Annotated in this window: 31 protein-coding genes and 3 tRNA genes; 16 read left to right on the top strand and 18 right to left on the bottom strand. The window is 62.5% G+C overall.

The window, feature by feature from the left end:
- Nucleotides 1–10: 10 nt before the first annotated feature.
- A complete protein-coding gene (locus tag Cocul_RS00535) occupies nucleotides 11–400 on the top strand; it encodes a globin (protein WP_055121379.1) in 390 nt (129 codons plus the stop codon).
- 7 nt (nucleotides 401–407) lie between these two features.
- Here the strand turns inward: Cocul_RS00535 and Cocul_RS00530 are convergent, their stop codons facing one another.
- The 4 genes from Cocul_RS00530 to Cocul_RS00515 all read right to left on the bottom strand — a co-directional run bounded on the left by Cocul_RS00530 (nucleotide 408) and on the right by Cocul_RS00515 (nucleotide 3792).
- The gene (locus Cocul_RS00530; RefSeq protein WP_055121378.1) at nucleotides 408–1040 is read right to left on the bottom strand and encodes a DUF8185 domain-containing protein; all 633 of its coding nucleotides are present in this window, start codon (nucleotides 1038–1040) and stop codon (nucleotides 408–410) included.
- 15 nt (nucleotides 1041–1055) lie between these two features.
- Entirely contained in the window at nucleotides 1056–1487 is a 432-nt protein-coding gene (locus Cocul_RS00525) for an acyl-CoA thioesterase (protein ID WP_055121377.1), read from the bottom strand.
- A 22-nt stretch (nucleotides 1488–1509) separates the two neighbouring features.
- Entirely contained in the window at nucleotides 1510–3180 is a 1671-nt protein-coding gene (gene ettA / locus Cocul_RS00520; RefSeq protein ID WP_055121376.1) for an energy-dependent translational throttle protein EttA, read from the bottom strand.
- Between the two features lie 63 nt (nucleotides 3181–3243).
- On the bottom strand, nucleotides 3244–3792 hold the full coding sequence (locus tag Cocul_RS00515) for a single-stranded DNA-binding protein (protein WP_055121375.1): 549 nt from the start codon (nucleotides 3790–3792) through the stop codon (nucleotides 3244–3246).
- 177 nt (nucleotides 3793–3969) lie between these two features.
- Between Cocul_RS00515 and Cocul_RS00510 the strand changes: the two genes are divergently transcribed.
- Complete coding sequence (locus Cocul_RS00510; protein WP_055121374.1) at nucleotides 3970–4569, top strand: TetR/AcrR family transcriptional regulator; 600 nt, start codon at nucleotides 3970–3972, stop codon at nucleotides 4567–4569.
- On the opposite strand, the gene Cocul_RS00505 is transcribed toward Cocul_RS00510, so the two are convergent.
- The gene (locus Cocul_RS00505) at nucleotides 4566–6653 is read right to left on the bottom strand and encodes a bifunctional copper resistance protein CopD/cytochrome c oxidase assembly protein (RefSeq protein WP_055121980.1); all 2088 of its coding nucleotides are present in this window, start codon (nucleotides 6651–6653) and stop codon (nucleotides 4566–4568) included. The genes Cocul_RS00510 and Cocul_RS00505 overlap by 4 nt on opposite strands.
- An 82-nt stretch (nucleotides 6654–6735) precedes the next feature.
- Between Cocul_RS00505 and nrdI the strand changes: the two genes are divergently transcribed.
- The 6 genes from nrdI to Cocul_RS00475 all read left to right on the top strand — a co-directional run bounded on the left by nrdI (nucleotide 6736) and on the right by Cocul_RS00475 (nucleotide 10282).
- Entirely contained in the window at nucleotides 6736–7143 is a 408-nt protein-coding gene (gene nrdI, locus Cocul_RS00500; protein WP_055121373.1) for a class Ib ribonucleoside-diphosphate reductase assembly flavoprotein NrdI, read from the top strand.
- A complete protein-coding gene (nrdF, locus tag Cocul_RS00495; RefSeq protein WP_055121372.1) occupies nucleotides 7144–8151 on the top strand; it encodes a class 1b ribonucleoside-diphosphate reductase subunit beta in 1008 nt (335 codons plus the stop codon).
- An 80-nt stretch (nucleotides 8152–8231) separates the two neighbouring features.
- A tRNA-Arg gene (locus tag Cocul_RS00490) sits at nucleotides 8232–8305 on the top strand.
- 470 nt (nucleotides 8306–8775) lie between these two features.
- Nucleotides 8776–9057 (top strand): hypothetical protein, encoded by a 282-nt coding sequence (locus Cocul_RS00485; RefSeq protein WP_150114281.1) that lies wholly within the window; start codon nucleotides 8776–8778, stop codon nucleotides 9055–9057.
- 63 nt (nucleotides 9058–9120) lie between these two features.
- A complete protein-coding gene (gene cmrA / locus Cocul_RS00480; protein ID WP_055121370.1) occupies nucleotides 9121–9921 on the top strand; it encodes a mycolate reductase in 801 nt (266 codons plus the stop codon).
- A 76-nt stretch (nucleotides 9922–9997) separates the two neighbouring features.
- Nucleotides 9998–10282 (top strand): DUF6968 family protein, encoded by a 285-nt coding sequence (locus Cocul_RS00475; protein ID WP_150114280.1) that lies wholly within the window; start codon nucleotides 9998–10000, stop codon nucleotides 10280–10282.
- Between the two features lie 83 nt (nucleotides 10283–10365).
- Here Cocul_RS00475 and Cocul_RS00470 read toward each other — a convergent pair whose 3' ends face one another.
- The 9 genes from Cocul_RS00470 to Cocul_RS00435 all read right to left on the bottom strand — a co-directional run bounded on the left by Cocul_RS00470 (nucleotide 10366) and on the right by Cocul_RS00435 (nucleotide 18010).
- Nucleotides 10366–10884, bottom strand: a complete 519-nt coding sequence (locus Cocul_RS00470) for a hypothetical protein (RefSeq protein ID WP_150114279.1) — start codon at nucleotides 10882–10884, stop codon at nucleotides 10366–10368.
- A gap of 53 nt (nucleotides 10885–10937) precedes the next feature.
- Nucleotides 10938–11153, bottom strand: coding sequence for a hypothetical protein (locus Cocul_RS00465; RefSeq protein ID WP_055121367.1), 216 nt, complete (start codon nucleotides 11151–11153; stop codon nucleotides 10938–10940).
- Nucleotides 11154–12104: 951 nt separating this feature from the next.
- The gene (locus Cocul_RS00460; RefSeq protein ID WP_160318474.1) at nucleotides 12105–12785 is read right to left on the bottom strand and encodes an ATP-binding cassette domain-containing protein; all 681 of its coding nucleotides are present in this window, start codon (nucleotides 12783–12785) and stop codon (nucleotides 12105–12107) included.
- A 12-nt stretch (nucleotides 12786–12797) separates the two neighbouring features.
- The gene (locus Cocul_RS12105) at nucleotides 12798–13193 is read right to left on the bottom strand and encodes a hypothetical protein (RefSeq protein ID WP_150114278.1); all 396 of its coding nucleotides are present in this window, start codon (nucleotides 13191–13193) and stop codon (nucleotides 12798–12800) included.
- Between the two features lie 112 nt (nucleotides 13194–13305).
- The gene (locus tag Cocul_RS00455; protein ID WP_055121365.1) at nucleotides 13306–14088 is read right to left on the bottom strand and encodes an ABC transporter ATP-binding protein; all 783 of its coding nucleotides are present in this window, start codon (nucleotides 14086–14088) and stop codon (nucleotides 13306–13308) included.
- On the bottom strand, nucleotides 14085–15134 hold the full coding sequence (locus Cocul_RS00450; protein ID WP_055121364.1) for a FecCD family ABC transporter permease: 1050 nt from the start codon (nucleotides 15132–15134) through the stop codon (nucleotides 14085–14087). Before Cocul_RS00450 ends, Cocul_RS00455 begins: the two co-directional genes overlap by 4 nt.
- Nucleotides 15131–16129, bottom strand: coding sequence for a FecCD family ABC transporter permease (locus tag Cocul_RS00445; protein ID WP_055121363.1), 999 nt, complete (start codon nucleotides 16127–16129; stop codon nucleotides 15131–15133). Before Cocul_RS00445 ends, Cocul_RS00450 begins: the two co-directional genes overlap by 4 nt.
- Nucleotides 16126–17058, bottom strand: a complete 933-nt coding sequence (locus Cocul_RS00440; RefSeq protein ID WP_055121362.1) for an iron-siderophore ABC transporter substrate-binding protein — start codon at nucleotides 17056–17058, stop codon at nucleotides 16126–16128. Before Cocul_RS00440 ends, Cocul_RS00445 begins: the two co-directional genes overlap by 4 nt.
- A 145-nt stretch (nucleotides 17059–17203) precedes the next feature.
- Nucleotides 17204–18010: an SDR family oxidoreductase gene (locus Cocul_RS00435; RefSeq protein ID WP_211257082.1), complete on the bottom strand. Its 807-nt coding sequence runs from the start codon at nucleotides 18008–18010 to the stop codon at nucleotides 17204–17206.
- Nucleotides 18011–18082: 72 nt separating this feature from the next.
- Between Cocul_RS00435 and orn the strand changes: the two genes are divergently transcribed.
- The 3 genes from orn (at nucleotide 18083) to Cocul_RS00420 (ending at nucleotide 20042) form a co-directional block, all read left to right on the top strand.
- Nucleotides 18083–18742 (top strand): oligoribonuclease, encoded by a 660-nt coding sequence (gene orn / locus Cocul_RS00430; RefSeq protein ID WP_055121361.1) that lies wholly within the window; start codon nucleotides 18083–18085, stop codon nucleotides 18740–18742.
- A gap of 58 nt (nucleotides 18743–18800) precedes the next feature.
- A tRNA-His gene (locus Cocul_RS00425) sits at nucleotides 18801–18873 on the top strand.
- A 194-nt stretch (nucleotides 18874–19067) separates the two neighbouring features.
- Complete coding sequence (locus tag Cocul_RS00420; RefSeq protein ID WP_069723532.1) at nucleotides 19068–20042, top strand: Abi family protein; 975 nt, start codon at nucleotides 19068–19070, stop codon at nucleotides 20040–20042.
- A gap of 82 nt (nucleotides 20043–20124) precedes the next feature.
- Here Cocul_RS00420 and Cocul_RS13115 read toward each other — a convergent pair whose 3' ends face one another.
- Entirely contained in the window at nucleotides 20125–20262 is a 138-nt protein-coding gene (locus Cocul_RS13115) for a hypothetical protein (RefSeq protein WP_425388759.1), read from the bottom strand.
- Between the two features lie 159 nt (nucleotides 20263–20421).
- Between Cocul_RS13115 and Cocul_RS00415 the strand changes: the two genes are divergently transcribed.
- Nucleotides 20422–21594, top strand: a complete 1173-nt coding sequence (locus Cocul_RS00415; protein ID WP_055121360.1) for an LppP/LprE family lipoprotein — start codon at nucleotides 20422–20424, stop codon at nucleotides 21592–21594.
- Here Cocul_RS00415 and Cocul_RS00410 read toward each other — a convergent pair.
- The gene (locus Cocul_RS00410; RefSeq protein WP_082422138.1) at nucleotides 21591–22718 is read right to left on the bottom strand and encodes a L,D-transpeptidase; all 1128 of its coding nucleotides are present in this window, start codon (nucleotides 22716–22718) and stop codon (nucleotides 21591–21593) included. The two genes, Cocul_RS00415 and Cocul_RS00410, sit on opposite strands and share 4 nt — an antisense overlap.
- A gap of 358 nt (nucleotides 22719–23076) precedes the next feature.
- On the opposite strand from Cocul_RS00410, the gene Cocul_RS00405 reads away from it, so the two are divergent.
- Nucleotides 23077–23149: transfer RNA gene (locus tag Cocul_RS00405), tRNA-Lys, on the top strand.
- Here Cocul_RS00405 and Cocul_RS11470 read toward each other — a convergent pair.
- Nucleotides 23115–23420 carry a helix-turn-helix domain-containing protein gene (locus tag Cocul_RS11470; RefSeq protein WP_082422137.1) on the bottom strand — a complete coding sequence of 102 codons (306 nt, stop codon included), beginning with the start codon at nucleotides 23418–23420 and terminating at the stop codon, nucleotides 23115–23117. The two genes, Cocul_RS00405 and Cocul_RS11470, sit on opposite strands and share 35 nt — an antisense overlap.
- Before the next feature lie 112 nt (nucleotides 23421–23532).
- On the opposite strand from Cocul_RS11470, the gene Cocul_RS00400 reads away from it, so the two are divergent.
- The 3 genes from Cocul_RS00400 (at nucleotide 23533) to Cocul_RS12425 (ending at nucleotide 24628) form a co-directional block, all read left to right on the top strand.
- On the top strand, nucleotides 23533–23739 hold the full coding sequence (locus tag Cocul_RS00400) for a helix-turn-helix domain-containing protein (RefSeq protein ID WP_055121359.1): 207 nt from the start codon (nucleotides 23533–23535) through the stop codon (nucleotides 23737–23739).
- A 268-nt stretch (nucleotides 23740–24007) separates the two neighbouring features.
- On the top strand, nucleotides 24008–24364 hold the full coding sequence (locus Cocul_RS00395; RefSeq protein WP_055121358.1) for a hypothetical protein: 357 nt from the start codon (nucleotides 24008–24010) through the stop codon (nucleotides 24362–24364).
- A gap of 87 nt (nucleotides 24365–24451) precedes the next feature.
- Nucleotides 24452–24628, top strand: a complete 177-nt coding sequence (locus Cocul_RS12425; protein WP_160318473.1) for a hypothetical protein — start codon at nucleotides 24452–24454, stop codon at nucleotides 24626–24628.
- Here the strand turns inward: Cocul_RS12425 and Cocul_RS12970 are convergent.
- Nucleotides 24612–24743: a hypothetical protein gene (locus Cocul_RS12970; RefSeq protein WP_281176025.1), complete on the bottom strand. Its 132-nt coding sequence runs from the start codon at nucleotides 24741–24743 to the stop codon at nucleotides 24612–24614. The two genes, Cocul_RS12425 and Cocul_RS12970, sit on opposite strands and share 17 nt — an antisense overlap.
- Between the last annotated feature and the right edge of the window lie 405 nt (nucleotides 24744–25148).

Here is a 25148-nt window from a genome sequence, read left to right as displayed (position 1 = left end):
ATAGGCTGCTGTGACCTCTCCCAGCAGCCTTTATGACGCCCTCGGCGGCGAGGTCTTTGAGCGCCTCGTCGCCGGTTTTTATCGCCGCGTGCGCACCGATGACATCCTCGGCCCCATGTACCCCCAGGACGATTGGGTGGGTGCGGAGGATCGGCTGCGCATGTTCCTCGTGCAGTACTGGGGCGGACCGGCTGATTATCAGGCCCAGCGCGGCCACCCCCGGCTGCGCATGCGGCACATGCCCTTTCCCATCGACGCGGCCGCCGCCCAGCGCTGGCTTGACCTCATGGAGGCCTCCCTCGATGAGCTAGGCGAGCAGGAACTCCCGCCCGCCTACCGTCACGCCCTCTGGGATCACATGACTCGGGTGGCGCACATGCTGATCAACCGGCCTGACTAGCGTTCCCTTAAAACAGCGAAAGCCGCGTGGAGTGATACACCGTGCCAAAGGGGGCATCCACCCGCACCCACCGGCCCAGCATGGATACCCGCAGGTGCCGGGGCACCTCCAGGGGAGCGGCAAAGCCCGGGATCAGGCCCAAGGCCGTGCAGGTGAAGATCAAGCGCATGGGCACCTGCACGCTGCCCTCCTCCCCGCTGACCTCCAGCACGGGCTGATTGAGCAGGCTCGCCGGGGGGCCGAGCGGCCCGGAGAACTGCCGGGCCAGGGCCTGCCCCTGATCCGCCAACCCCCGCACCACGGATACCGGCACCTCGTCGAGGAGCTGGAAGCCCTCCGCCGGGGGCAGGGCCCCCGGCCAGCTGGGATCGCGCGCCACCCCTATGTCCTGCGCGCTGTTTCCCACCGCCACGGCGCTATAAAGATCGTGAGCGCTGACCACCGCCCCCTCGCGGGAGGCCTGCCCTTCCACCCGGCGCGCGGCCACCACCTCGAAGGGGGTGGTGACAAACACGTCCACGTGGGCGCCATCGGAGGTAGAGCGCAGCCGCGCCAGGGCGGAGGCGTCCAGCCCCACCGCCCTGGCTAGGAGGGCCTCCAATCCGGGGGCACCTGCGTGAATGCGGAGCGCTTCTCTCATGGCTGCGGTGTCCGGTTAAGCCTTTCGCATGGTGAGGATCTCCACTTCCTCCGGGGTGATTGCCCGGGGCTGGAGAGTCTTTTCCTCCAGGGCCACCTGCACCGAGTGGATCACGCAGGCCGTGCGCCCCTTTTCATCCTTGATTTCCTGGCGGGTGGTAAAGGAGGATCGCCCCACCTTCACCACCGCGCTTTCCACCAGCACCTTCTTGGAGCGTCCCGGAACGATGGGAATGCGGTAATCCGCTTCCAGGTGCCGGACCACGAACATGGGCATGGGCAGACCACGGGCAACAAAGTTATCCAGGCTGAACTGTACCCTGGATTCCTGCACAATCTCCACGTACTGGGCGTTATTCATGTGTCCGAAGCGATCAAAATCGGACCACCGCAGTTCCACGTAGGCCTGATGCACCGCACCCGTTTGTTCCGTCTGCTCCGCACTCATCGTCGTGGGTTTCTCCTTAGCCTTAGCGGCTGAGCTTGCGGTGCGTCACGCGCGAGGGGCGTGCGGCGTCCGCGCCCAGGCGCTGGATCTTGTTCTTCTCGTAGTCCTCAAAGTTACCCTCGAACCAGAACCATTGCCCCTCGGCCACGTTGCCCTCCCAGGCGAGGATGTGGGTGCAGGTGCGATCCAGGAACCAGCGATCGTGCGAGATCACCACGGCGCAGCCGGGGAACTTGGTCAGCGCGTTTTCCAGGGAGCCCAGGGTTTCCACGTCGAGGTCGTTGGTGGGCTCATCGAGCAGGATCAGGTTACCGCCCTGCTTGAGCGTCAGCGCGAGGTTGAGGCGGTTACGCTCGCCGCCGGAAAGCACCTTGGAGGGCTTTTGCTGATCCGGGCCCTTGAAGCCAAAGGCGGAGAGGTACGCGCGCGAGGGCATCTCGTTTTGCCCCACCTGAATGTAGTCCAGACCGTCGGAGACCACCTGCCATACGGTCTGCTCGGGGTCGATGTTCTCACGGTTCTGGTCCACGTAGCTCAGCTGCACCGTTTCGCCCACGCTCACCGAGCCATCATCGGGGGATTCTAGGCCCACGATGGTCTTGAACAAGGTGGTCTTGCCCACGCCGTTGGGGCCGATCACGCCCACGATGCCGTTGCGGGGCAGGGTGAAGGAGAGATCCTTGATCAGGGTGCGGCCATCAAAGCCCTTGCCCAGGCCGTTGACCTCCACCACCTTGTTGCCCAGACGCGGCGGGGTGGGGATCTGAATCTCCTCGAAGTCCAGCTTCTTGTACTGCTCCGCCTCGGCGGCCATCTCCTCGTAGCGCTCCAGGCGGGCCTTGTTCTTGGCCTGGCGTGCCTTGGCGCCGGAGCGCACCCATTCCAGCTCGTCCTTCAGGCGCTTGCGCAGCTTGGCGTCCTTCTTCCCGGCCACCTCAAGGCGCTGGGCCTTGGTATCCAGGTAGGTGGAGTAATTGCCCTCGTAGGGGTAAAGCTTGCCGCGATCCACCTCGCAGATCCAGCCGGCCACGTGATCGAGGAAGTAGCGATCGTGGGTGACGGCGAGCACGGCGCCCTTGTAGTCCTGCAAGTGCTTTTCCAGCCACTGCACGCTCTCCGCGTCCAGGTGGTTGGTGGGCTCGTCGAGCAGCAGCAGATCCGGCTCGGAAAGCAACAACTTGGCCAGGGCCACTCGGCGGCGCTCGCCGCCGGAGAGGTGGGTCACGGGCTCGTCGCCGGGCGGGCAGCGCAAGGCCTCCATCGCCTGCTCGATCTTGGAATCCATCTCCCAGGCGTCGGCGGCGTCGATCTTGTCCTGGAGGGCGGTCATTTCCTCCATGAGTTCATCGGTGTAGTTGGTGGCCATTTCCTCCGCGATGGCCTCGTAGCGCTTCTTGATCTCAAAGATCTCGCCCAGGCCCTCTTCCACGTTCTCGCGGACGGTCTTGTCCTCGTTAAGCGGCGGCTCCTGAAGCAGGATGCCCACCGTGGCCCCCGGGTCCAGGAAGGCCTCGCCGTTGGAGGGCTGATCCAGGCCCGCCATGATCTTCAAGATGGAGGACTTACCAGCACCGTTGGGCCCCACCACGCCGATCTTGGCCCCCGGGTAGAAGGCCATGGTGACGTTATCCAAAATCACCTTGTCACCGATGGCCTTGCGCACGTTTTTCATCGTGTAGATGAACTCGCCCATGTTTCCCCTTAGGTCGCGGTCATTTTCTTAAGTCACCTGAGAGGCTACCCTACCCACGTCAACCTATGCCGCTATCGGGTGATTCTCCTCTTCCTCCGGTTCCAGGGGTGCCACCACGGCGTGCGGGGCGTGGGCAAAGCCCTCGTCCTCCACCGGCACGGCTGTCCCTGGGTTCTTGTCCTCATCAAGGTAGGCGGGATCAATTTCGTCGGCAGCCAGGGCCCCGTTATCCGCCTGTTGCGCGGTCACCCGGCACTTGCGCCACCGCACTTGATACTTGGCCAGATCCACACCCACGTGCCAGGCCCGCAGGAGGATCCGGGAGCGCTTCTCCCCCGTGGTGGGATCGGCCCACTCGGTAGTCACCAGGTGTCCGCTGACGATGACCGGCATTCCCTTGGCCACCGAGCAGCGCGTGTTGTAGGCCAGGTCGCCCCACATCTCCACGTCGATGAACAGGCTGTCCAGGCTCGTCCAGCCGGTGCCGTCGGTGGCGGGGACGCGGCGATCCGCGCCCAGCCGTATCCGGCACACCAACGCGCCGCTTTCCGTGCGCTTGAGCGTGGGATTCTGCGTGAGGTTTCCCGTGATCGTGATGGGTGTGTTGGCCATGATGTTCCTCCCCGTAGTGTCCGCGACCCCGGCGGGGCCGCTTTTCGGTGTTCTTAGCACCTACCAGCATGGAGCGGGGCGTCGATAAGCTCCAGCGAGGGCGGGGCTGAGTTGTGGATAACTCTTTTATTTTCACAGTGCGGTATCCGACACTTGCCATACTGTAAATTCATTAGTATGGCCGTGAGAAGATACGGGAAAAACCTGCAATCCGCGCTGCTTAACGCCGCCTGGGCGGAACTTGAGGCCTCGGGATACACCGGCATGACGATGGACGCCGTAGCCACCCGCGCCCAGACCAGCCGCGCCGTGCTCTACCGCCGCTGGGCAGACAAAGCCGAGCTCACCCGCGATGCCGTGCGGCATTACTTTGAGACCAATCGCCTGCACCTACCCGACACCGGCTCGCTGCGCGGGGATCTCATCGCCCTGCTCTCCGAGGCCAATAACACCTACCCGAACATGATTACCCTGGTTCGGTTGCACCTTTCCGGCTTCCGCACGGAGGACTCCAGCGGCTTCAACCCCCTGATGAGCATGCTTCCGGAGGATCGCTTCGAGGTGATCGATGAGATCTACCGGCGGGCCGATCAGCGCGGGGAGATCGACTTTGAGGCCACCACGCGCATGACCCGCACCGCAGCGCTCTCCGTGCTCCGCGAGATGCTGATTACCCGGGTCAACTCCGTGCCGCTGAGCACCATCGAGGAGATGGTGGATACCATCGCCCTGCCGCTCGCGCTGGCTGAAACCGACCCCGCCGGCCCCGCTACCTAGCGCTTCCCGCGCCGCCCCTCCCCGAATTCCTCGGTGTAATAGGCCTGGTCGCCGGGCTGCTCGCCCGCGTTCATGCGCGCCAGCATGGCGTTATAGCTATCCATGTCCACGTCCCCCTCCTCCTCGGCGCGGTGGTCATAGTCCCGGGCCTTTTTCTCGTCCTCGCGGCGCCACTGCCTAAAGAGCACGCTGAACACGATCACCAGCGGGAAGGCTCCCGACGCCCAGGCGATACCGCCGCCGGCGCGTTGATCCGCCAGGAGGTCAGGCTCCCACGGCAGGCCCAGCGAGGAGTAGAAATCCCCCGCCAAAATCTGCGTGAGCTGCATGAGGTACACGCCAAAGTAAAGGTGGAACGGCATGGAGAAGATGAGCCACCCGATGCGCGCCACCGGAGTTCCCCGGCGCGGAACGGGATCTGGGCCAATCATGTCCCAGAAGTAGAGGCACCCGGAGAGCAGGAAGATCACGTTCATGCCCACGTGGCCCCCGTGCTCGGAGACCAAAACATCATAGAGCGGAGTGAGGTAGAGCAGGTAGAAGATCACGATGAACTGCACCGTGTTAAAACCCGGCGTGGTAATCAACCCGGTGACGCGGTTATGGCACAGCGCCCACACCCACTCGTGCAGGCCGGGGGCCTCCCCCGCCTCCACGTCTGCGGGCGGCACAGCCTCCATCAGGAGGGTCAACGGCGCGCCCAACACAAGGAATACCGGCACCACCATGGAAAGACCCATGTGTACCACCATGTGCATGGAAAAGAGCGCCATCATGTTCATGCCCATGCCAGAACTCATCATCACGGCCAGGATCAGGCAGCCCAGGAGGAACCATGCGGTGCGCCACCACGGCCAGTCCTTGCCCTGGCGGCGCAGGCGAATCACTCCCCAGAGGTAGACCGCCGCCAGCATGATCGCGATGGTGCCGAACATGAGGTCAAACCGCCACATGGTCCACACGTTCCAGAACGTGGGGCTTTCGTGCAGGTCAAAGCCGATGGCGATGGCCATGGGGGAAAGGTTGGGATCGCGCGGCGGGGGCGGGGGGGTGCGGCCCATCGTGATGGCAATGCCGGTGATGGCGGCCATGACCACCACCTCCGCCACGGCCACCCGCAGGAAGGCCGCGGAGCGGGTGGCGTCGCGCCGCAACTGTGGAATGGTGAGCTGGCGGTGAAGGAAACCAAAGAAGGCCAGCACCACCACGCCGAGGGTTTTGGCCACGATGATGCGGCCGTAGGTGGTGGTGAACCACTCGGAGAACTCGATGCGGATCGCGGCGTTAATCACCCCGGAGACCGCCATGAACAGCACCGAAACCAGCGCGATGGTGGAATAGCGGCGCACGGCAACATCGAGGTTCGGGCCCAGGCGGCGCCCGTGGGCGATCAGCGCCATGAGTCCACCCACCCAGAGCACCAGGAAGATGAGGTGCCAGAGGTAGGAGTTCGTGCCGTAATCATGATCGCCCCCGGCGGCGGAGTGCCCCTCCATACCGAGGGGGATCACCGTGAGGATCGCGCCCACCAAGAGCCAGGGCTGGCTGGTCCACTTGTGGGAAAAAAGCCCCAGAGCACCGACGACGCCGCTGATGATCGCCACCCACAGCCAGGCGAGCGCCGTAGAGACCTGGTTGATGGCCACCCCCCAGGCCTCCGGGCGCAGGGTTTGCGCGAAGGGGGTGCCGGAGACGTCAGAAAGCGTCAGCGGGATCATCAGCAGGGCGACCAGCCCAAAGCACAGGAGGCTTAGCGAGCCGGTGCGCGCCGCGATGTGCCCGTCCACGCTGAGGCGAGCGTGCAGGATGGGTTCGGGGCGCGGGGCAATGAGGAAGGCCGAGGCAAGGAAGGACCCCACCCCCAAGGAGGCCAGGATCCAGCCCACCGCCCGGAAAAAGGGCAACCCTGCGGTGGTGAGGCGGCCGGGATCGGGGATGCCCAGGGCCGCGAGGGATTCGCTCAGGAAGCCCCAGGAGATCGCCATGCCCACGCCGCCCGCGACGAGGGAAAAGAGCAGGTACAGGGGCCAGGAAAGGCGCGGGCGGCTCCTGCGTGGTGCTTCGGGCTTGGCGGGGATCGTCATGGATTCCACCCTACTTCCCCGCCGCCTGGAGGCCTCACCAGGCCATTGGAGTTCATTTACTTGAACTCTTAGTATCAAAGATATGAACTCTCGCCCGCCCGACATCGTCTATTTCTCCTCGGCCTCGGAAAACACGCGGCGATTCGTGGACAAACTCCACCACGCCGCCCTCCGCATTCCCCTGCGCCGAGGCGACGCCCCCATCCACCCCACCCGCCCCTTCATCCTCATCACCCCGAGTTACGGCGGCGGCGACCCCACCCGAGCCGTGCCCAAGCAAGTGATCCGCTTCCTCAACGATCCCGCCCACCGCGCCCTCCTGCGCGGCGTCATCACCAGTGGAAACACCAACTTCGGCAGCGCCTACTGCTGCGCCGGCCCCCTCATTTCCTACAAATGCCAGGTGCCCGAGCTCTACCGATTCGAACTCCTGGGAACCTCTCGCGACGTCGCAAACGTCCAACGCATACTCACCGAAAGGACCGCATAAATGCACTACATCGAGCGCTCCATCCTGCCCAGCCGGTGGCGCACCCCAGAAGACGCCCCCATCCGCCCCATCAACTGGAACCTCCTCCAAGACCCCAAGGACACCGAGGTCTGGCGGCGGCTCACCAGCAACTTCTGGCTGCCCGAAAAGGTCCCGCTCTCCAACGACCTCCCCTCCTGGCAGAACCTCGATCCCCAACACCGCACGCTCACCGTGCGCGTATTCACCGGATTGACGCTCCTTGACACCGTGCAGGCCACCGTGGGCGAACCCGCCCAGATCCCCGACGCCCGCACCGAGCAAGAACAAGCCGTGTACACCAACATCGCGTTCATGCAATCCGTCCACGCGCGCTCCTACAGCTCCGTCTTTTCCACCCTGTGCTCCACCCGCGAGATCACCGAGGCCTACACCTGGGCCATAGACAATCCCCTCCTCCAACGTCGCGCCACCGCCGTCCTACGCCACTACCACGGCGACGACGCCCTCAAGCGCAAAGCCTCCGCCACCGTCTTGTCCTCCCTCCTCCTCTACGCCGGGTTCTACCTGCCGCTGTGGTTCTCCACCCGCGCCGTCATGCTCAACACCGCAGACATGATCCGCCTCATCCTGCGCGACAAGGCCGTGCACGGCTACTACTCCGGGTACAAATACCAGCGCGGGCTTGACGCCCACCCCCAGCGCCGAGAAGAAATGCGCGACTTCACCCACAACCTCGTGGCAGACCTCCTGGCCCTAGAGCGCGAATACTCCGCCGAACTCTACGACCTCGTCCCCTCCCCGGACATCGACGGCGTCATGGCCTTCGTGTACTACAACGCCAACAAGGCACTCATGAACCTCGGCTACTCCCCCGCCTACGAGGAGGAAGCCGAGGCCGTAGAACCGGAAATCCTCGCGGCGCTCACTCCCGACGCCTCCGAAACCCACGACTTCTTCAGCGGTTCCGGTTCCAGCTACATCATCGGAGCCACCGAACCCACGGAGGAATCCGACTGGGATTTTTAGCGGGCACTCCCCCTCGTGCCCCGCAGCACCCATGCGCTAAAATCTAAATCTTGATGGCGGTCTCCCGTGGAAGCCGCCATGCCTCCGTAGCTCAGTGGATTAGAGCAGTGGGTTTCTACCCCATTGGTCGCGGGTTCGAATCCTGCCGGGGGCGCTTTTCATCACCCCAGGTTTGAGCGGTAGAACATACCGCAGCCTGGGGTTTTCCGTTACCAGGTTAAAGAAGTTTCAACCAAGTCCTGTGCCTCACATCACCGGCTATTCTATACGCACCGGAGTTTTCCGGTTCCTCCTGGTGGTGCGATAAGTCTCCACCACCTGGCGGAGGCACGCACCCGACGGGGCAACACCTTCGACTGTTAAGGAGGGGTGAGATGAATGGCCCGGCATCGACGCGAACGTGGGTTCAGGGGGTGGTTGGCAGAAAACGTAATCGTTCGAGCAATCGTTGAAGCAATTACCGGACCGCTCAGCTATTCTCACGAGAACCTTCACTCGCCCTAAGCCGATGAGTGAGGGTTCTCGCCGTTCATGACAGTCGCGGCGCGCGGCCTGTCCTTGCCCAGTATCCCCCAGGAACGCATAAGCATCAAGACCCCTGCCCTCGTCATATACCCTCGCCTCATGCCCCGCTCGCTCCTCAATAAGATCTCCCTGACGCTCTCCTTGCTCACCGTCCTCGGCACCCTCGCCGCCGCGCTCATCCTTGATCGAGACATCACCGATTACTTCGTCATCACACTCCCCCTGGGCGGAATCGCCTTAGTCCTTGCGCTCCTTGCCCGCTCAGGCACGGCGGTAGCGGCGGCCTTCGCCACGACTATCGCGCCTTTCTTATTCTTCTCGCTCAGTTATATCGTGGCGCTCCTGCTCTACATCATTAGTTTCGGTCACATCGCCCCATAAACCACGCTCTCCGCTTGTAAGATGGGCGGGACGTCGATAAGCCCCTAGCGCAAGGATCATCTCATGGCTCTTCCCTCTCCCGCTCCCTCCTCCTACGCCCTCATCACTGGCGCGAGCCAGGGAATCGGCGAGGCCCTGGCCCGGGAACTCGCCGCCCGGGGGCATAATCTCCTCCTAGTGGCCCGGCGTGAGTCCGTGCTTTCTGATCTCGCGGAAGAACTCGGCGCACAACACCACATTACGGCCGAGGTTTTTGCCTGTGACCTCTCCAAGGACGATGAGGTCACCCACCTCATTGAGCACATCAGCACCAGGAACATTCACATCGCCGTCAATTCCGCCGGGATTGCCTCCTTTGGCCCCTTTATGCGGCAGGACTGGGATTATGAGACCAATCAATTTCAGCTCAATGCCACGGCGGTGTTCCGCCTGAGCCGCGCGGTTCTGGGCCCCATGATTGAACGTGGCGAAGGAGCATTGTGCAACGTGGGTTCCGCAGCCGGGAATATCCCCATTCCCAATAACGCCACCTACGTATTTACCAAGGCGGGCGTGAATGCTTTCACGGAGGCCTTGCATTACGAACTCAAGGGCACGGGCGTGCACTGCACCCTGTTGGCCCCTGGCCCGGTGCGCGAGGCGCATATTGACCCCTCCGAGGCGAGCATCGTGGACAAGATGGTGCCGGACTTCCTGTGGACCACCTATGAGTCCTGCACGCGAGAGACGCTGGAGGCGATGGCCAATAATAAGCGCCGCGTGGTTCCTGGCCCGCTGTCTAAGGCCATGAATACCCTCTCCGCGGTTACCCCCACGTCGCTGATCTCCCCGCTCATCGGGAAGTTCTACGCCAAGATGGGCTAGGCTCCGCACTACCGACGCCGGGAGCACCGACGACGGCCACGCAGCCGCCGCACACCCCACCACTATCCTGTTCCTCATGATCGTGAGAGAACTCACTCGTTCCGATGGACTCCCCGTGCTTCTGCACGTGGAAGCTCCCGTGTGCGAGGGCGATAACTGGTTCACACGCTGGAGCATTGAGGGTTTAAACGAACAAGAAACCCTCATCACCGTCTCCTCCGGGGGAATTGACCCCCTGCAATCCCTCCTCTGTGCCCTGGCCGGGTTGGGCGACCGGGTACATGCCAGCGGCGTTAGCCTCACTTTCTTAGACTTGGAGCAGCTGCAACTCCTGCAAGCACACGATCTTCTCAAGAGGTAGCGCCTTCCCCTTACTAGGATAAAGAGGTGGTAAAGAGGGCCGCACTCCCCTCCGCCAAAAGCCTAGATCTTTGAAATTAGATTTCAATCTCTTAAACTCTTAATCTTCGGCGCAAACACAAGGGTGATGATAATTCCACACAATACAATTCCCCAACTCACCAGGTCACTCGTTTCCCGGAGCAATCCCGTCAAGATTTTCCACAGGAAATTCTGGGAAATGCCAAAGACAAGTGAATGTGCCAGTATCCACCCCGAGACCACGCCCATGGCCGAAGCGACTCCCACATGGGTAGCCAAAACCGTAAAAAGGGTAAGCACCATGCTCGCATTGCGCGCATACTGCGCATCTTGAATACCCAACATTAAGGGGACGATCCACACCAGCAACAGCAACCCCAAATCGGGAACACGCTGTGAGCGCCGAGAGATGGACTCCAGGTATGGGAAATTACCGTAGAAAAACAGCCCCAACACCACAGGGTATGCTTGCACCACTAAGGCGCTGACGGTTAACGGCGGAAGATACCGGCCCACAAAAACCGGGACGGGTACGGAAACCGCACCATAAAGCACCGAGAGAAGCAGCGCGGCCAGGATCATCACCGCACCAGCGGGAACTCGGTGCCCTATGGCCCACAGCACGAGGGGGCTTCTCACCCAGGGCTCCCTTCAGGGCAGAGGGAGTTTGCGTCATCGACAAACTCCACAGGGGTGATCCGGCGCTCGGGCATCTCCCATGCTTCTGCCCCCGGAAAGGACAACACAAGGTCATCCGCCACCGGGATACCACAGATACTGACTTCCGAGTACTCGGGGTCGTTCTTAAGCGCCTGCACCATAAACGCCGCCAAGGCCTCATTCACCTCCACACCAACCAGTTTTAGGTGAGCACCATCCTGGGGAGCGGAATATACCCCCGGCACTGCGGAATCCGCCCATGTCTGCGGAGCAACGTCATCAAAAATCCTCCTGGCCTCCGCGTTATTTTGCACCACATATTCGGGTATTTCTGGCCACACGCAGATCTCCCCTTCTGGGCCTCTGCACACAATATCCGCGTCATCTCGTGCTTGAACCGAAGCAGCACCGAGGGAACGTGCCTGCCCCACACCCGTCCAAAAGAGCACTACCGCGAGAACAATCAGACACAGCGCTCTCACACAGGCCCCGCACCCCGGAAAACCTCAGAGAAATAAAAGAAGCTCCCAATAGAAACACCGCGGCTAACCCCAGTGATGAGGCCACCACCATTCTCGCGGACAAGGCAGAATCAAGCGCACAGCAAAAAACCGGAACCCCAAACATATGGCGCAGTGGCCCCGGAGGAAGAGTAGGAGGAACCACCAAGACCAGGTACGGAATGATGATTGATAGGGGGATACTCAGCAGGGGCCGCATCCACAGCCCCATGGCCGCTCCCAAGGTAGCCCAGGAAAACCCGTGCAGCAGGCAAATAAGCAATAATCCCCACAAGGCTCCACTGCGAAACTCTGGAAATACCTGAAATACGGAAAGGCATGCCACGAAGGCCAGCAAGGGTACCAATGAAAGCCACCAAATTCGGCGCCCAGCCCCGCGAAGGAATAATGCGGCCCGGTCATGAGCGAGTATCAGGCGGGTTATCGCACCCGCCTCCCAAGCAGCAGCCAGGCACACCACAGGACATAGCGCACCCATCAAGATCATCGCGGTGGACATGTCCCTGTGGGAATAATAGTGAAAAGATGAGGCAGGCAGCATCAGAAAACCGCATACTACCCCCATTACGAGGAGCCATGCCGACGGGTGCCTGACCCAATGACGGATACCAAAAATAGCCTTCACCCCTTTATCGCCCTGGAAAGCTCACCAACGATCCCCTCTCGACCACTTTCCTGAGAGAAACCCGATAGTGATCCATCGAAGGCAATCTTTCCTCGTTCCATCACCAGCACCCGTTCGAACGGCTCGCATAACTCCGAAGAATTATGCGTAGACACCACCAAGCCCACCCCCTCGTTCACGATCTTCCCGTAGATTTTCTTGACATGATCCCGGGCCAGTGGATCTAACGAGGCGGTAGGCTCATCCAAAAGGAGCGTCTCTGCACCAGACCCCACTGCGGCGGCAAGCGCCAACCGCGCCTGCTGTCCTCCAGAGAGTCGGTCGCAGCGATGCGCGGAGAGTTCCGCTAATCCCACGAACTCCAACCACGCCAAGGACTCCCTCCTGGCGTTCTTTCTAGAAGCTCCCCATAGCCAGGAAACGTAAGCCACGTATTCCAGGCAGGAAAACCCGGGGATCGAAATGAAGTGTTGAGGGAGATAGACCACCGAAAACTCCCTAGTGACGCTCCCTAAGGTCGGCTGAAGATCCCCGGAGAGAACGCGAAGCAGCGTAGTCTTTCCCGCACCGTTCTCACCAATAAGAAGCGTAGGGCGACTATCCATCTGAATAGTCACCCCGGCGATCACATCCACCCGGGAACCACGCGGGCGGTAATGGAGATCGTTGACTTTCACTATTTCTCCCGGCTAGTATTCCACCCCAATATAACTAGCGGAAACCCGCTGCCAGGACCATGTGCCAATGCGGATATACCAGTTACCCGCATAAACGCCTCCCCAAGCATTATTGGCGGTTCCGCCATAACACCCCACCGCGCTTCGCACCCCAAGCGACGGATCAGGACGGAAACGTAAAGGTTCCTTCAACTCAAGATCAAGCTTGTGGCTCCCCTCATTATCATGCGACCAACACCCCCTAGTTGTCGCCGATGTAGTACCATCGGTGTCATCATGCCATGTGCGATTCTGGGCTCCATCCCTAAATTCAGAAAAAGAAGAATTGAATCCCGCCGCATAGCTAACAGACGGAACAGAGAGCAGAGCAAAAATAGAAATAACAGCCGTCACGGATTTACGTTTCACCACTACAGCCTTTCATATATTTAACAGCCGATCTGATGAAATGTAATCTAGCGCGCACCCGCCCCCTAGTCCATAGAAATATTTATGACATAGATCATATTTACACCGTAACCTACTCCGCGCTCACCCCACGCGGCACGATCACCGGCGCGTTGCCTTGGGGATCGGGCCATACCTCGGCGCGGAGCCCATAGGCCCGCTCCATTGTCTCCGGGGTGAGCGCCTCGGTGGGGGTCCCGGAGGCCAGCACCTGCCCCTCGCGCATAATCACCATCTGATCCGAGTAGGCCCCGGCGAGCATGAGGTCGTGGAGCACCATCACCACGGTGCGTCCTTCCCGCGCGAGTTCCCGGCACAGGTGCAGGGTGGCGAGCGCGTGGGCCGGATCGAGGTAGGTGGTGGGTTCATCCAGCAGCAGCACCGGCGTTTCCTGCGCGAGCGCAAGGGCCAGCCATACTCGTTGGCGCTGGCCGCCGGAGAGTTCCGCCACGTCCCTGTCCGCGAGTTCGGCGGTGTCGGTGCGTTCCAAGGCGGCCTCCACGGCAGCGCGGTCGGCGGCGCTGGGCCCGCCGATCCAACCTCGGTGCGGGTGGCGTCCTCGGGCTACGAGTTCTCCCACGCGCAGACCCGCCGGGGCCACGGGTTGCTGAGGCAGCAGCGCGACGGTGCGGGCGGCTTCTTTGGCCTCAAGGCCGTGGATATTGCGCCCACCCACCTGTACTTCGCCCACACGCGGCGTAAGCAACCGGGACATCGTTTTGAGCAGGGTGGATTTGCCGCAGCCGTTGGGGCCGAGCAGGGTGGTCACCTTGCCTTCGTGGGCGCGGAGGCTGACCCCGCGCACAATATCGCGTTCGGGCTGGTAGCCCGAGTACACATCTTCGACGCTGATCATCCCACTACGGCCTTTCTCATACGGGTGGCGGCGCTGACAACGAGGACCACCAGCGTCACGCCACCGAGCGCGGAGGTCACCAGGCCCACCGGGATGCTCACGGGCAGCCTGGTGGCGATCACGGAGCACAGCAGGAGCAGACCGGCCCCCACGGCCGCCGAGTTCCACGGCGGCGGGGTGGGCGCCCCGCTAATCAGGCGAGCCACCTGGGGGGCAATGAGCGCCACGAAGCCGATGGGCCCCACCACGGAGACCACCACGGCTACGATTCCGGTGGCCGCTATCAGCAAGCGGGCGCGCACGCGGAGAACGCGCACCCCCAGGGAGGTGGCCAGGGCGTCATCATGCGCCAGGAGCGGGATATCGCGGTGCTGCCACAGGCCCAGGGCCAGGAAGGGCACCAGTCCGGCGCACATGGGGGCGATCGCCTCCCAGCGGACGAAGCCGGTGGAACCGGCCAGCCAGGTTTGGGCTTCCGCCGCGTGGGAGAGATCGGCGCGCACGATGAGGTAGGAGACGAGCGCCTGACACAGCAGGGAGAGCGCGAAGCCGATGAGCACCACCTGGTGCGAGGTGCCGAAGCCGCCGAGGGTCAGCAGCAGCGCCACGATCACCGCCGCGCCAAGGAGCGCGAGGCCCGCGCGCCACCAGAACGTATCGATCCCCTCCGACCATGCCGGGCGCATCAGCACCGTTCCGGCCACCACAGCCACCGCCGCGCCGCCCGATACTCCCAGAATGTCCGGGGAGGCCAGGGGGTTGCGGGACATGGTTTGCGTCCACGCCCCGGCAATGCCCAGCGCTGCGCCCACCACGGCGGTGGCGATGGCCACCGGGAGGCGAATGTCCCAGACCACGGTGGTGGCCGAGGGGGTTCCGGCCCCGGTGAGCGCGGCGATGACCTCGCCGGGGCTCAGGGGGAGCGGGCCGGAACCCAGCAGCAGCACGTAGGAGGCCGCCGCCACGAGTACCGCGCCCAGGAAGGTCAGCGCACCGCGGCGTCGCCGGGCACGCTGGGCGGTTTCCACCGCGTGAAAGGCACTCATTGTCCCACCCCCAGGGAGCGATAACGGCGCACCGCCCAGATAATCATGGGCGCCCCCACCCCGGCCATGACGATGGACATTTCTATCTCGCCGGGGCGCATGACCAGGCGGCCGATGATGTCGGCGGCCAGGGTCAGGGCCCCGCCCACCAGAGCGGTGGGCAGCAGGGTGCTGGCCAGGCTCGGCCCCAGCAGGGTGCGCACGATGTGCGGGGCAGCGAAGCCCACGAACACCACCGGCCCAACCGCCGCGGTGGCCGTGCCGGCGAGGATCACCACCACGGCCATCGCCCCCAGCCGTATCCGCTCGGGTGCCGCCCCGAGTGCGGTGGAGGCCTCCTCCCCCATCGAGAGGAGGTCCATCGGGCGCGCGATGAGCGCGGCGAGCAGTCCGCCGATAAGTAGGCCCGCCCAGGCCACCGCGATGTCCTCCCCGCCGCGCCCCATCGTGGCGCCCACGGTCCACTGGCGCATGGCGTCGAGCACCCCGCGCGAGGAGAGGGCCAACGCCGTGGTGCCCGCCTGCAAGGCCGCGCTCACCCCCACGCCCACGAGGATCACGGTGAGTGGATCGAGGGAGACCCGGGAGACCATGAGCACGATCACGGAGGCGATGGCGGCCCCCACCAGGGCGAGCGTGATCTTACCGCCCAGCCCACCCCAGCCCAGGGTCATGCCCACGGCCACCGCGAAGGCCGCCCCGGAGGTCACCCCGATGAAGCCGGGGTCGGCCAGGGGGTTGCGCGTCCACGCCTGGGCCAGCGCGCCCGCCATGCCTAACGACGCCCCGGCGGCCACCGCCAACACCGTGCGCGGCACCCGGAGGTTCCACACCACGTGCTCGGTGCCGGTGCCTTCCGCCGCGGAGGGACCGGCCAGTACCGCCTGCGCCACCTCTCCGAGGGGGATCGTGCGGGAGCCGAGGAGCAAAGAAAGCACCACTAAGGCCACCAGAATGATGGCCCCCAGGGTGCTTAATCGGAAAGAACGGCTCACAGCTTATCGGAGAACTGGTCGAGTGCCCACGGGATCGTCACCGGGTTGGGCATGCTCATCGCGTTGCCGGTCTCGCTATCCAGGTAGCGCACGCGGCCGTCGCGCACGATGTCGAGGTTCTTGAAGGTTTCGTCGTTCTTCAGGGTCTCGGCGGAGCCGTTGTAATCCAGCACGAAGAGGTAATCCAGCTCGTTAAGGTCGGTGTAGTTCTCCGGGGCGATGTTCCGGTAGAAGGAATCTCCCTCGCCCTCCACGGACTCGGGAATATCAAAGCCCATGTCCTCCACCATCTGCCCGCGCCCGTCGCCGGAGGTGTACAGGCCGATCTGGCCGTCATAGGGCAGCACCACCGCGGCCGTCTTGCCCTGCACCTCCGGGTGCTTCTTCTTGAAGTCCTCAAAGGCCTTCTCGGTCTTGTCGATGAGCTCCTTGCCCTCGTCGCCCTTGTCCACGGCCTCCGCGATGGTGGTCACCTGCTTGTCCCAGGGAATCTGCCAGTCCGTCGTGCCCTCGGGCTTCACGGTGGTGGGGGCGATCTTTTCCAGGGCCTCCTTGGCCTGATCGTCCACCGCAGTATTCACGGCGATGATCTTGGTGGGGTTGGCGGCGGTGACCTGCTCGATGATCTCCGAGCTAAAACCCGCAGAGGTGTTGTAAATCACGGTGGGCTTGGCATCGCCCAGCAGATCCTTTGCCCACGGCCCCACGCCGGAGGCGTCCACCTCACCCTCGGCCCCAAAGGGCGCCACCACCGAGGGCGTCACGCCCAAAGCCAGGAGGGTATCGGCGTCGCCCAAGCCCAGGGCGGCCACGCGATCGTTGTTGTCCCCGGAAGCCGAGGAATCAGAATCGGAGGCGCGGGAGCAGCCGGTGACCGCCAGCGCGGAGATCATCAGTACCGCCCCGAGGCGGCGCAGGGGAAGAGCCATGAAAAATTATCCTTTCGGTCCACACCCACCCTACGAAAGTATAGGGTCGGGTTCCCTCACCCTACGGGAGCCGGGCAAAATATAGCAAGGCTTACCTATTCATTGCCTGCCAAGTGCGGGAGGGAGGGCGTCGATAAGCAAAACCTTAGGCATGCAGCGTCGCCCCGCCGTCCACGTAGAGTTCCTGCAAGGTCACGTGCCGGGCGCGCTCGGAAGCCAGAAAATCCACCGTGTGCGCCACGTCCTCGGGCCGCGCGATCCGCCCCAGGGGAATACCCAGGCGGTGCGTGCCCAGATCCCCCTCCAGCGAACGACGCCGCCCCGCCTCCGGGTCACTGGCCCAGAAATCCCGCTGCATCGCGGTGTCCGTCGAACCGGGGCACACCACGTTGCACCGCACCCCCGCCCCGGCCAACTCCAGGCCCAGGCAGCGCGTGAGCGCCGAGGCCGCGGCCTTCGATGCCGCGTACGCCCCCATGCCCACCCTGGGCACACCCGCCGCGTTCGAGGCCACCACCACCATCGCCCGATCTTGTTCCACCTGTTCCTGTTCCATCGCGCGGGCCGCCGCGCGCAGCAGGTAAAAGGTGCCGTGCGCATTCACGCTCATCATGCGGGAAAACTCCTCGGCGCTAGTCTCCGTCACGGGCCGATCCACAAACACCCCGGCGGCATGAATCAGGTAGCGCGGCGCCCCGTGCGTGCGCGTGGCCCGCTCCACCAGCGCCGTCACCGCCTCCTCGGAGGCCAGATCGCAGGGCTCGGCATACACCCGTGTCCCCTTATCCGCCCGGGCCCGCACCTCCCCAGCTATCCGATTCAGCGCGGCCTCCTCGCGATCCGTCAACAGCAGGGCCACGCCGGGGCGCTGCGCGCATTGCTTGGCGACGGCCGCGCCGATCCCGCCCGCCGCACCCGTCACGATGATGAGATCTGTCGATTCCGTAGGCATAGCTCCCCAAGTTACCCTCACCTAATCCTCCCACCTCCATGCTCCCCTTCCCCGCAGCCTATCCTGGTGAGCATGACTCAGCCCGCGACGCCTCCCACTACCCAGCCCGCCAAGGACGACCGCCTCGTATGGATCGACCTGGAAATGACCGGCCTTGACCCGCGCCAACACGTGATCGTAGAAGTGGCGGCGCTGGTCACCGACGCCAACCTCACCATCCTGGGCGAGGGGCTGGACCTCGTGGTACGCGCCACCGAGGAGGAACTATCCCGCATGGACGATTACGTGACCACCATGCACAGCGAGAACGGGCTACTCGACGAGATCCGCACCTCCACCGTGACCCTCCGCGAGGCCGAGGACGCCGTGCTCGCCCTCATCAAGGAACACTGTCACCCCGAACACCCCGCCCCGCTGGCCGGCAACTCCATTGCCACCGACCGCGCCTTCATCAGGGAATACATGCCGCGCCTCGATGCCGCCCTGCACTACCGCATGGTGGACGTCTCTACTATCAAGGAACTCAGCAAGCGGTGGTTCCCCCGCGCCTACTACCACCAACCGGAAAAAGGCATGGCGCACCGAGCGCTAGCCGACATCGTGGAGTCTGTGCGGGAACTGGACTACTACCGCCGCAGCGTGTTCGCACCCCAACCCGGCCCCACCTCCGAGGAGGCCGCCGAGGCACAGGCCCAGGCCACGGAAGCCTACCAGCGATTTTTGCAAAAATAACTCGGTAGGCTATGGTTATTCTCGCTGCTTGTACAGCCTTGCTTGCACAGCGGCGATGGTGGCTGTAGTTCAGCTGGTAGAGCACCAGGTTGTGATCCTGGGTGTCGCGGGTTCGAGCCCCGTCAGCCACCCCGAGTAGAACTCCCCCACCCAAGTTTTTTGGGTGGGGGAGTTTGTCCTCAGAGGGTCGTCCGTGGGTTCAGGGGGTGGTTGCGGGCTACGGGTCAAAATGGGTGTGCTACCATTGGCTTACCAGTACCGGCTCGCCTCTTCGAGGTCAGAGCCGGTCTTCTTTTTCACCGACCAAGGATGGCAGTAGGTGACAATGGATAAGGCATGGGCGAGCTTGGAGGACCAAGTTGCCATCTTGATCAGACGGGGACTCACCGACGCCGGATCCTTCCGCGATGACCTTGCCGCTATCGGTTACTACCGTCTTGGCGGATACATGTACCCGCTGCGTCAACTCGCTCCCACGGGAACGGCACGTCGCAGGCTCAGTAATTTCGTGCCCGGCGCAACGATGCAAAACGTTGTCGACCTCTACTGTTTCGACGAACGCCTGCGCCAAGCAACGTGGCAAGCGGTATCCACACTTGAAATCTGCTTTCGCGCCGATATCGGGTATGTGCTCGGCGAACTCGACCCATACATCCATCTGACACCAACGCAACAATGGCCCAGCGGAGCAATGGCCAAGCGTGCGGCAGTGTTCGAGTCCCGGCTTGCGCAGACTCAGGCTCGCTCATCTGAGGACTTCGTAAAGCACTACAACAAAGAGCATCAAGGCCGCCTGCCCGTGTGGGTCGTGGCCGAGATTCTTGAATTCGGGCAGCTCGTCACTTTGTTCTCGCTCACCCCGTACTCACAGCGCCAAACCATCGCTGATCTTTATAGTGCCCGTGCCGACGAGCTTGAATCCTGGATGCGCACCATCAACTACGTGCGCAATCTGTGTGCTCACCACGCACGCCTGTGGAACCGCCGCCTTGTGATTCGCCCACTCACTAAGCACCGTAAGAACGATGCTGATCTGGGCACTGCGCTGTCAAACAACTCGAAGATGTATTCGGCTCTGTCGTTGATCGCATTTCTGCTTCGACGCGGCAGATTCAATGAACCAGTTGCTGACCTGAAGCGTGCGCTCGGCCGGTTCCCCGAGGGGATACCTGGTGTGCACATCGGCCAAATGGGAGCGAAGCCAGGCTGGAAGTTGCAACCGATCTGGGCTTCGTATCCCACGAGAGCGCACAGACACGTAGGCGATAAAACGTTTCGCCAGGGTTACATAGACTCGTGAAGGAGATGGTTGTTCCACCAGTGCGCCCACCGCAGCTTCGCTAACTCCACCTCCCCGGCAGATGCCCACGCCCCGGTACGGATTAAGCCTTGTAGAGTCCATTGATGGTCCCAGCCAACGCCTTGTCGTAGGAATCTCCCTCCGTGCCTTCCTCGTCAAACTTCACCAGGGCCACCGCGCACGCGGAGCCGCGCTTCTCGTTGGCGGTTTCAAAGTCCACAGCCACAAATTCCTGCACCGCTGCTCTCGCTTTCTGCCGTCCAGCCAAACCTAAGAGATAATTTAACCCACGTGGCGCCCAAGCGATCGTCGATAAGCCCCGCGCCACACCCCTCCCCCAGCCGGACAACTGGCTCCTCACAGCCTAATCTTAGAAACCATGAGATTACGCCCCCGCTCCCTCACCCTGGCGAGCACTGCCAGCGCCCTGTGCATCACCGCGCTCACCCTGAGTGCCTGCGGTAGCCCCCAGGAGGACACCGAGGCCACCCCGGCCGCGCCCACCTCGTTGGCCCGCGTGGCCAAGCCCAGCCCGAGCACGAGCGCCGCCACCACCACGGAGACCACCACGAGCGCTCCCAAGGAGGAACCGAAGAAGAACTGCCGGGAGATTCTGCTCAGCGATACCGCGCTGCGCCCGATCCTGGGCGCACCCATCGTGCCCACCTTTGCCGAGGGGGCGGAAAGCCCCGGGCTGGGCGCGGCCACCTGGGGTTACCTGGGGCAGGTGGCGGATAATCACTTTGACCCGTGCAAGGAACTGAGCTGGGTGACCTTCCCCGGGGTGGAGGGTGATCTGGAGAACCCCAACGCGGAGAACGCCTTTAGCACCATCATGTTTTTCCACAAGGACGAGCTCATCACCGCGCCCATGCCTGCCCAGGTGGGGGCCGTGGTGGACGTGCATCGCCGTTCCGATTCCGAGCTGGAGGTGACCACCACCCGGCGCGACGCCGAGGGTGAGTCCACGACTCTGGTGCGGTACAAGGGCGGTAAGTTCCAGATCACCTCGGATAATCCCGAGGACGCCCTGGTGCACCCGGCCACGCGCCTGGATGTCAGCGGCGTGACTCCGCCGATCGCGTCCCGCCTCTACAACGTGGGCAGCGTGCACCGGGACGGCTATGACCAGGAGATTACGTCCGCGCAGGGCGCTGCCTCGGACGCGGTGCTTATCGACGTCGATAGGGCCCTGCGGGTTTCCTGCGTGGTGGAGGAGGCGCCGCTGTGCCAGGCTGCCGATCTCGAGGAGGCGGACTGGATTCCGGGAACCACCGATGCCGCCTCCGGCGTGGCGATCTACGACCAGGACGCGGAGTATCACGCCAACCAGGTTCGCGTGCTCACCACCGATCCCATGCAGGCGCAGGCCGTGGAGGGGCAGATGGCTCAGGTGACCACCGTGGCAGACGTGGGCCGGGGCGAGCGGGTGCTCTTTGACGGCTATATCTTTGACACCACGCACGAGGGCGAGGTGCGGATATACGCAAGCGAGGACGCCGAATCCGCCGCGTGGCTTAACGCCAAGGATTACGGCGTGGTCAAGCGCTAGCCCTCCGCGTTACCAGCCTTCCATTGTTCCCAGGGAATATTCCAATCCCCCAGGCCATCAAGGCCGTTAAGTTCCCCGCCCACGGTATTACTCACCTTCACGATGTCCCCGCGTTTCACCGTATTCTGGAACCACTGCGCGGCCTCATCGGTGACGTTAATGCACCCATGCGAGGTATTAGTGTTCCCCTGCGCCCACACCGACCACGGCGCAGCGTGCACATAAATGCCGGAATAAGACATCTGCGTGGCAAACTTCACGGTGGTTTTATATCCGCCGTCCTCCTTGGACAGGCCAAAGGTCTCCGAGTCCATCACCAAGGAATCATGCAGGTCACCGATGATGTACGTGCCGTTGGGCGTGGGCCAGCGGTTCGACCCCAAAGACACCGGGATAGACCGCAACTCCTCCCCGTTGCGGTACACCGTCATGGTCTTAGTGGCATCATCGACCTCCGTGATGACCTCATCACCAATGCTCACCTCGATCTCATTGTCCTCCGCGCCATAGATCCCACCGCCTAAATCCTTGCCGTAGATATTCGCCTTAGCGGTGATCTGCGTGCCCGGCTCCCAGAAGTTCTCCGGCCGCCACCGCACCTCCTGGTTATTCACCCAATAAAAAGCACCCTCCACCTTGGGCTCCGTGGTCACCTCCAGGGCTTCCTGGGCGGCGGCGCGATCCTCAATGGCCTGGGAAAACCTAAACGCCACCGGCTGGCCCACGCCCACCTCGCCCACGCCATAAGGAGAAAGCGTGACCGACGCCGTCCCCGCCGGGGCCACAGTGGAAAACACCGAGGTAACATTCTCCCCGTTCCTATCGCGGGCCTCCACCGTGTAAGTGCGCGAGTAGCCCAACACCTCATCGGTGCTCCACGTCTTGCCATCATCGGACAAAGTGGCCTCTACCTCACGGCCTTCCTCGTTGGTCATGGTGACCTCCTCCAACCCCTCCCCCTGGGAGGTCACCGTCACCGGCTCCGTGGGATCCACGTCCTCCGCCTCGTCCTCCACGGAGACCTTCGGCGGTTCGTGCTGCTCCTCTGTCTGCTCCTGCTCCGTCTCCCCGGAGCCCTGCTCAATGGTGCACGAGGCCACGCCTCCGCCCAGAGCCACCACCATGAAGGCCGCCGTGATTACCCGAAGCCTGGAACGCACCCGCACGTCCACCTCCTATTTTCCACCCACAACAATAATTCTCGTCCACCCTAGTACCCGGCCGTGTCTGCGCCCGCGCGAAAAAGCTCGTTTTCGAAAACCTTTACCAAAGTGAGACACAACGCAGAGCTAGGCCAGAGACATAGCGCTCAGAGTGCTCATCGTCCGCCTCCGTCATTTCGTTTCACCTCCGCGACACAGCGCCCTCGTTCGGCCACTATCAATCCTCAAAACACGTACTGAACAGGCGATTTTGCGTGTACCAGGGGGAGACAGTAAAGTAAACGGACGTCGCCGGGGCGCACCTGGGAGACAAAAATAAGCGCCATTAGCTCAATTGGTAGAGCAACTGACTCTTAATCAGTGGGTTCGGGGTTCGAGTCCCTGATGGCGCACCGCATTACCCCCACCAGGATTACCCCCGGTGGGGGTTTCGCCTGTCTCAAGCCACCTTTGGTCTACACCCGTGGCTAGAGCGAGGGAGATGATCGTAGGCCGCCGGGGGACGGTCTTACCCTGCTCAATGCGTGCAATCGTTGTGCGCGCAATCCCGGTCACGTCCGCAAGCTCCTGCTGCTTCATGTCCGCATACTCACGCGCCTTGCGCACGCGATCCGCGAGGTCAAATTGGGGGACGATTCCAGCGATATGTAGCGATGTAGTCATGTGAATCATGATAGCCATGACCTGCATAAAGACTCAAGTGACACTTATAGAATGTGCCACATGTAGCGTTTACGGTTGCACGACACGTGCCCCACGTGATTAAATGTGCCACGTGAGGCATTTAGATCTGATTGGCACCACGGAGGCGGCCAAGATTCTGCACCAGACGCGCACCACCATCGCGCGGCGCGTCGCCAGCGGTGACCTGCACCCCGTCGGTTCTATCGGGCCTCGCAAGATTCACGTCTTTGATCGCGCTGAGATTGAGCGGATCGCCAACGAAGAAACCCCCACCCCGGAAGGGATGAGGGCCCGATGAGCCTAGTCTTCCTCGACAACATCACCAGACAGGGTCATGGTGCCGTTGACGGGTTCATCGTCAAGTTCAACCGTGTGCCCGCTAAGGGTGTGGACGGTCTTGGGCATGGTATTCACCCCCTTTCAGGGCGTGGGGGCCGTGCTGGTAACACGGCCGGTTTGTTTGGTCGCACCACGAATACCACACGCCTGAGTCCGTTCACGCCGCTTAGCGGACACATGTTCGATCGCGCTGAGATTGAGCGCCTAGCAGAAAGCGAGCAGCGAGCATGAGCATTCGCCGCGATATCGCCCTCCGACTGTCCTGGCTCCTCGTCCCCGACGAGACCATCCAACGAATCCTCCGCCAGCACCACCGCGAGATGATGACCGGAATAGAAAACGCCCTCGCCTCCCAGCGCGTCGTGTACAGGCGGGATGGCGAGGACGCAACATTCAAGGCCCAGTTCGATACCCTTCAGCGCGACGTTACCGAGATTCACTCGGCAACCCATACTTCGCTACAGGCGCTTGATCGCTTTGATCGTTTGCTCGAACGCTTCCGCGATCTTCACAAGGGCTTCATCCCTCTGGCCTTTCTGGGCTTTGTCTTTGGCTTCACTCGCATGGCGCTCAGCCGTCATTAAGAAACTGTTGCTGTTCGAGCTAATCGACATCCTCCCCTCACCTCCTTTCTCTATTCACTCGGAGACTATCCAGAAAGCGAGTCCGAAATGAACTCAACCGATGTAGTAATCATCGTGAAAATGAACCGACGCGGCGAGCTGTCAATCACTGCACCGGGTCTTGATGATGCTTCCGCGATTGATGCACTGTGGGACGCAATTCAGTTGCGCCGCCGCCAGGAAGAAGTGCAGCGCCATGTAGACGGTGCTACCGGGATTGCTTGAGAAGGGACTTAATCGCCTGCAACTCTCGATCCTGTTTTACCACCAGGTCATGCAGCCGGGCGATCTGCTTAGAAAGTTCCTCAATACCCCACTTGATCTGCTCCATTTCATTCATCCATCTCACCTCCTTTCGTCTACTCACCTGAAAGTGTATCCCGTCACATGCTTACTGGAACCGTCGTTGTGCCGATCATCCTCTCCATCGCGGTGCTCTCGCTGATCGCGGGGCTACATGACGTGCCGCAGCACCGCACACATGCTGAGGAGACTCGTCGTGTCTAGGCCACCACGCCCTAACTCCGGGCGTCTGCGGTGCGCGGTATGCGAGCGGGTCTTTGCCGCTGGTCGTGTCCCGGCCACCGAAAAGGGAGGCCCGTACGACGGCGGCCTGGTGTGCCGGGACTGCCGAGAAGTGCTCTACCGACCCCGTGAGCCCGATACCCCCGCACTGTTCTAGCCCCTCCATTTCCCGCCTGCGGGCGTGATCTGGTGGCCACCACACCATCCAATCCATTTGATT

The sequence above is a fragment of the Corynebacterium oculi genome, from assembly GCF_001412105.1.
Classification (GTDB): Bacteria; Actinomycetota; Actinomycetes; order Mycobacteriales; family Mycobacteriaceae; genus Corynebacterium; species Corynebacterium oculi.
The sequence above is the reverse complement of the archived record's forward strand: the minus strand, read 5'-3'. Positions and strand labels throughout refer to the sequence as shown.

Excerpts from the sequence above, each read along its gene's own strand:
- Cocul_RS00515 (WP_055121375.1), bottom strand. The coding sequence starts at position 3,792 with ATGGCCAACACACCCATCACGATCACGGGAAACCTCACGCAGAATCCC.
- Cocul_RS00530 (WP_055121378.1), bottom strand. The coding sequence starts at position 1,040 with ATGAGAGAAGCGCTCCGCATTCACGCAGGTGCCCCCGGATTGGAGGCC.
- Cocul_RS00475 (WP_150114280.1), top strand. The coding sequence starts at position 9,998 with ATGATCGTGAGAGAACTCACTCGTTCCGATGGACTCCCCGTGCTTCTG.
- cmrA (WP_055121370.1), top strand. The coding sequence starts at position 9,121 with ATGGCTCTTCCCTCTCCCGCTCCCTCCTCCTACGCCCTCATCACTGGC.
- nrdI (WP_055121373.1), top strand. The coding sequence starts at position 6,736 with ATGAACTCTCGCCCGCCCGACATCGTCTATTTCTCCTCGGCCTCGGAA.
- Cocul_RS12970 (WP_281176025.1), bottom strand. The coding sequence starts at position 24,743 with ATGAATGAAATGGAGCAGATCAAGTGGGGTATTGAGGAACTTTCTAAG.
- Cocul_RS11470 (WP_082422137.1), bottom strand. The coding sequence starts at position 23,420 with ATGACTACATCGCTACATATCGCTGGAATCGTCCCCCAATTTGACCTC.
- orn (WP_055121361.1), top strand. The coding sequence starts at position 18,083 with ATGACTCAGCCCGCGACGCCTCCCACTACCCAGCCCGCCAAGGACGAC.
- Cocul_RS00525 (WP_055121377.1), bottom strand. The coding sequence starts at position 1,487 with ATGAGTGCGGAGCAGACGGAACAAACGGGTGCGGTGCATCAGGCCTAC.
- Cocul_RS00455 (WP_055121365.1), bottom strand. The coding sequence starts at position 14,088 with ATGATCAGCGTCGAAGATGTGTACTCGGGCTACCAGCCCGAACGCGAT.
- Cocul_RS00510 (WP_055121374.1), top strand. The coding sequence starts at position 3,970 with ATGGCCGTGAGAAGATACGGGAAAAACCTGCAATCCGCGCTGCTTAAC.
- Cocul_RS00505 (WP_055121980.1), bottom strand. The coding sequence starts at position 6,653 with ATGACGATCCCCGCCAAGCCCGAAGCACCACGCAGGAGCCGCCCGCGC.
- nrdF (WP_055121372.1), top strand. The coding sequence starts at position 7,144 with ATGCACTACATCGAGCGCTCCATCCTGCCCAGCCGGTGGCGCACCCCA.
- Cocul_RS00395 (WP_055121358.1), top strand. The coding sequence starts at position 24,008 with ATGAGCATTCGCCGCGATATCGCCCTCCGACTGTCCTGGCTCCTCGTC.
- Cocul_RS00440 (WP_055121362.1), bottom strand. The coding sequence starts at position 17,058 with ATGGCTCTTCCCCTGCGCCGCCTCGGGGCGGTACTGATGATCTCCGCG.
- Cocul_RS00485 (WP_150114281.1), top strand. The coding sequence starts at position 8,776 with ATGCCCCGCTCGCTCCTCAATAAGATCTCCCTGACGCTCTCCTTGCTC.
- Cocul_RS00450 (WP_055121364.1), bottom strand. The coding sequence starts at position 15,134 with ATGAGTGCCTTTCACGCGGTGGAAACCGCCCAGCGTGCCCGGCGACGC.
- Cocul_RS00420 (WP_069723532.1), top strand. The coding sequence starts at position 19,068 with ATGGATAAGGCATGGGCGAGCTTGGAGGACCAAGTTGCCATCTTGATC.
- Cocul_RS00415 (WP_055121360.1), top strand. The coding sequence starts at position 20,422 with ATGAGATTACGCCCCCGCTCCCTCACCCTGGCGAGCACTGCCAGCGCC.
- Cocul_RS00410 (WP_082422138.1), bottom strand. The coding sequence starts at position 22,718 with ATGGTGGTGGCTCTGGGCGGAGGCGTGGCCTCGTGCACCATTGAGCAG.
- Cocul_RS12425 (WP_160318473.1), top strand. The coding sequence starts at position 24,452 with ATGAACTCAACCGATGTAGTAATCATCGTGAAAATGAACCGACGCGGC.
- ettA (WP_055121376.1), bottom strand. The coding sequence starts at position 3,180 with ATGGGCGAGTTCATCTACACGATGAAAAACGTGCGCAAGGCCATCGGT.
- Cocul_RS00470 (WP_150114279.1), bottom strand. The coding sequence starts at position 10,884 with ATGATCCTGGCCGCGCTGCTTCTCTCGGTGCTTTATGGTGCGGTTTCC.
- Cocul_RS00435 (WP_211257082.1), bottom strand. The coding sequence starts at position 18,010 with ATGCCTACGGAATCGACAGATCTCATCATCGTGACGGGTGCGGCGGGC.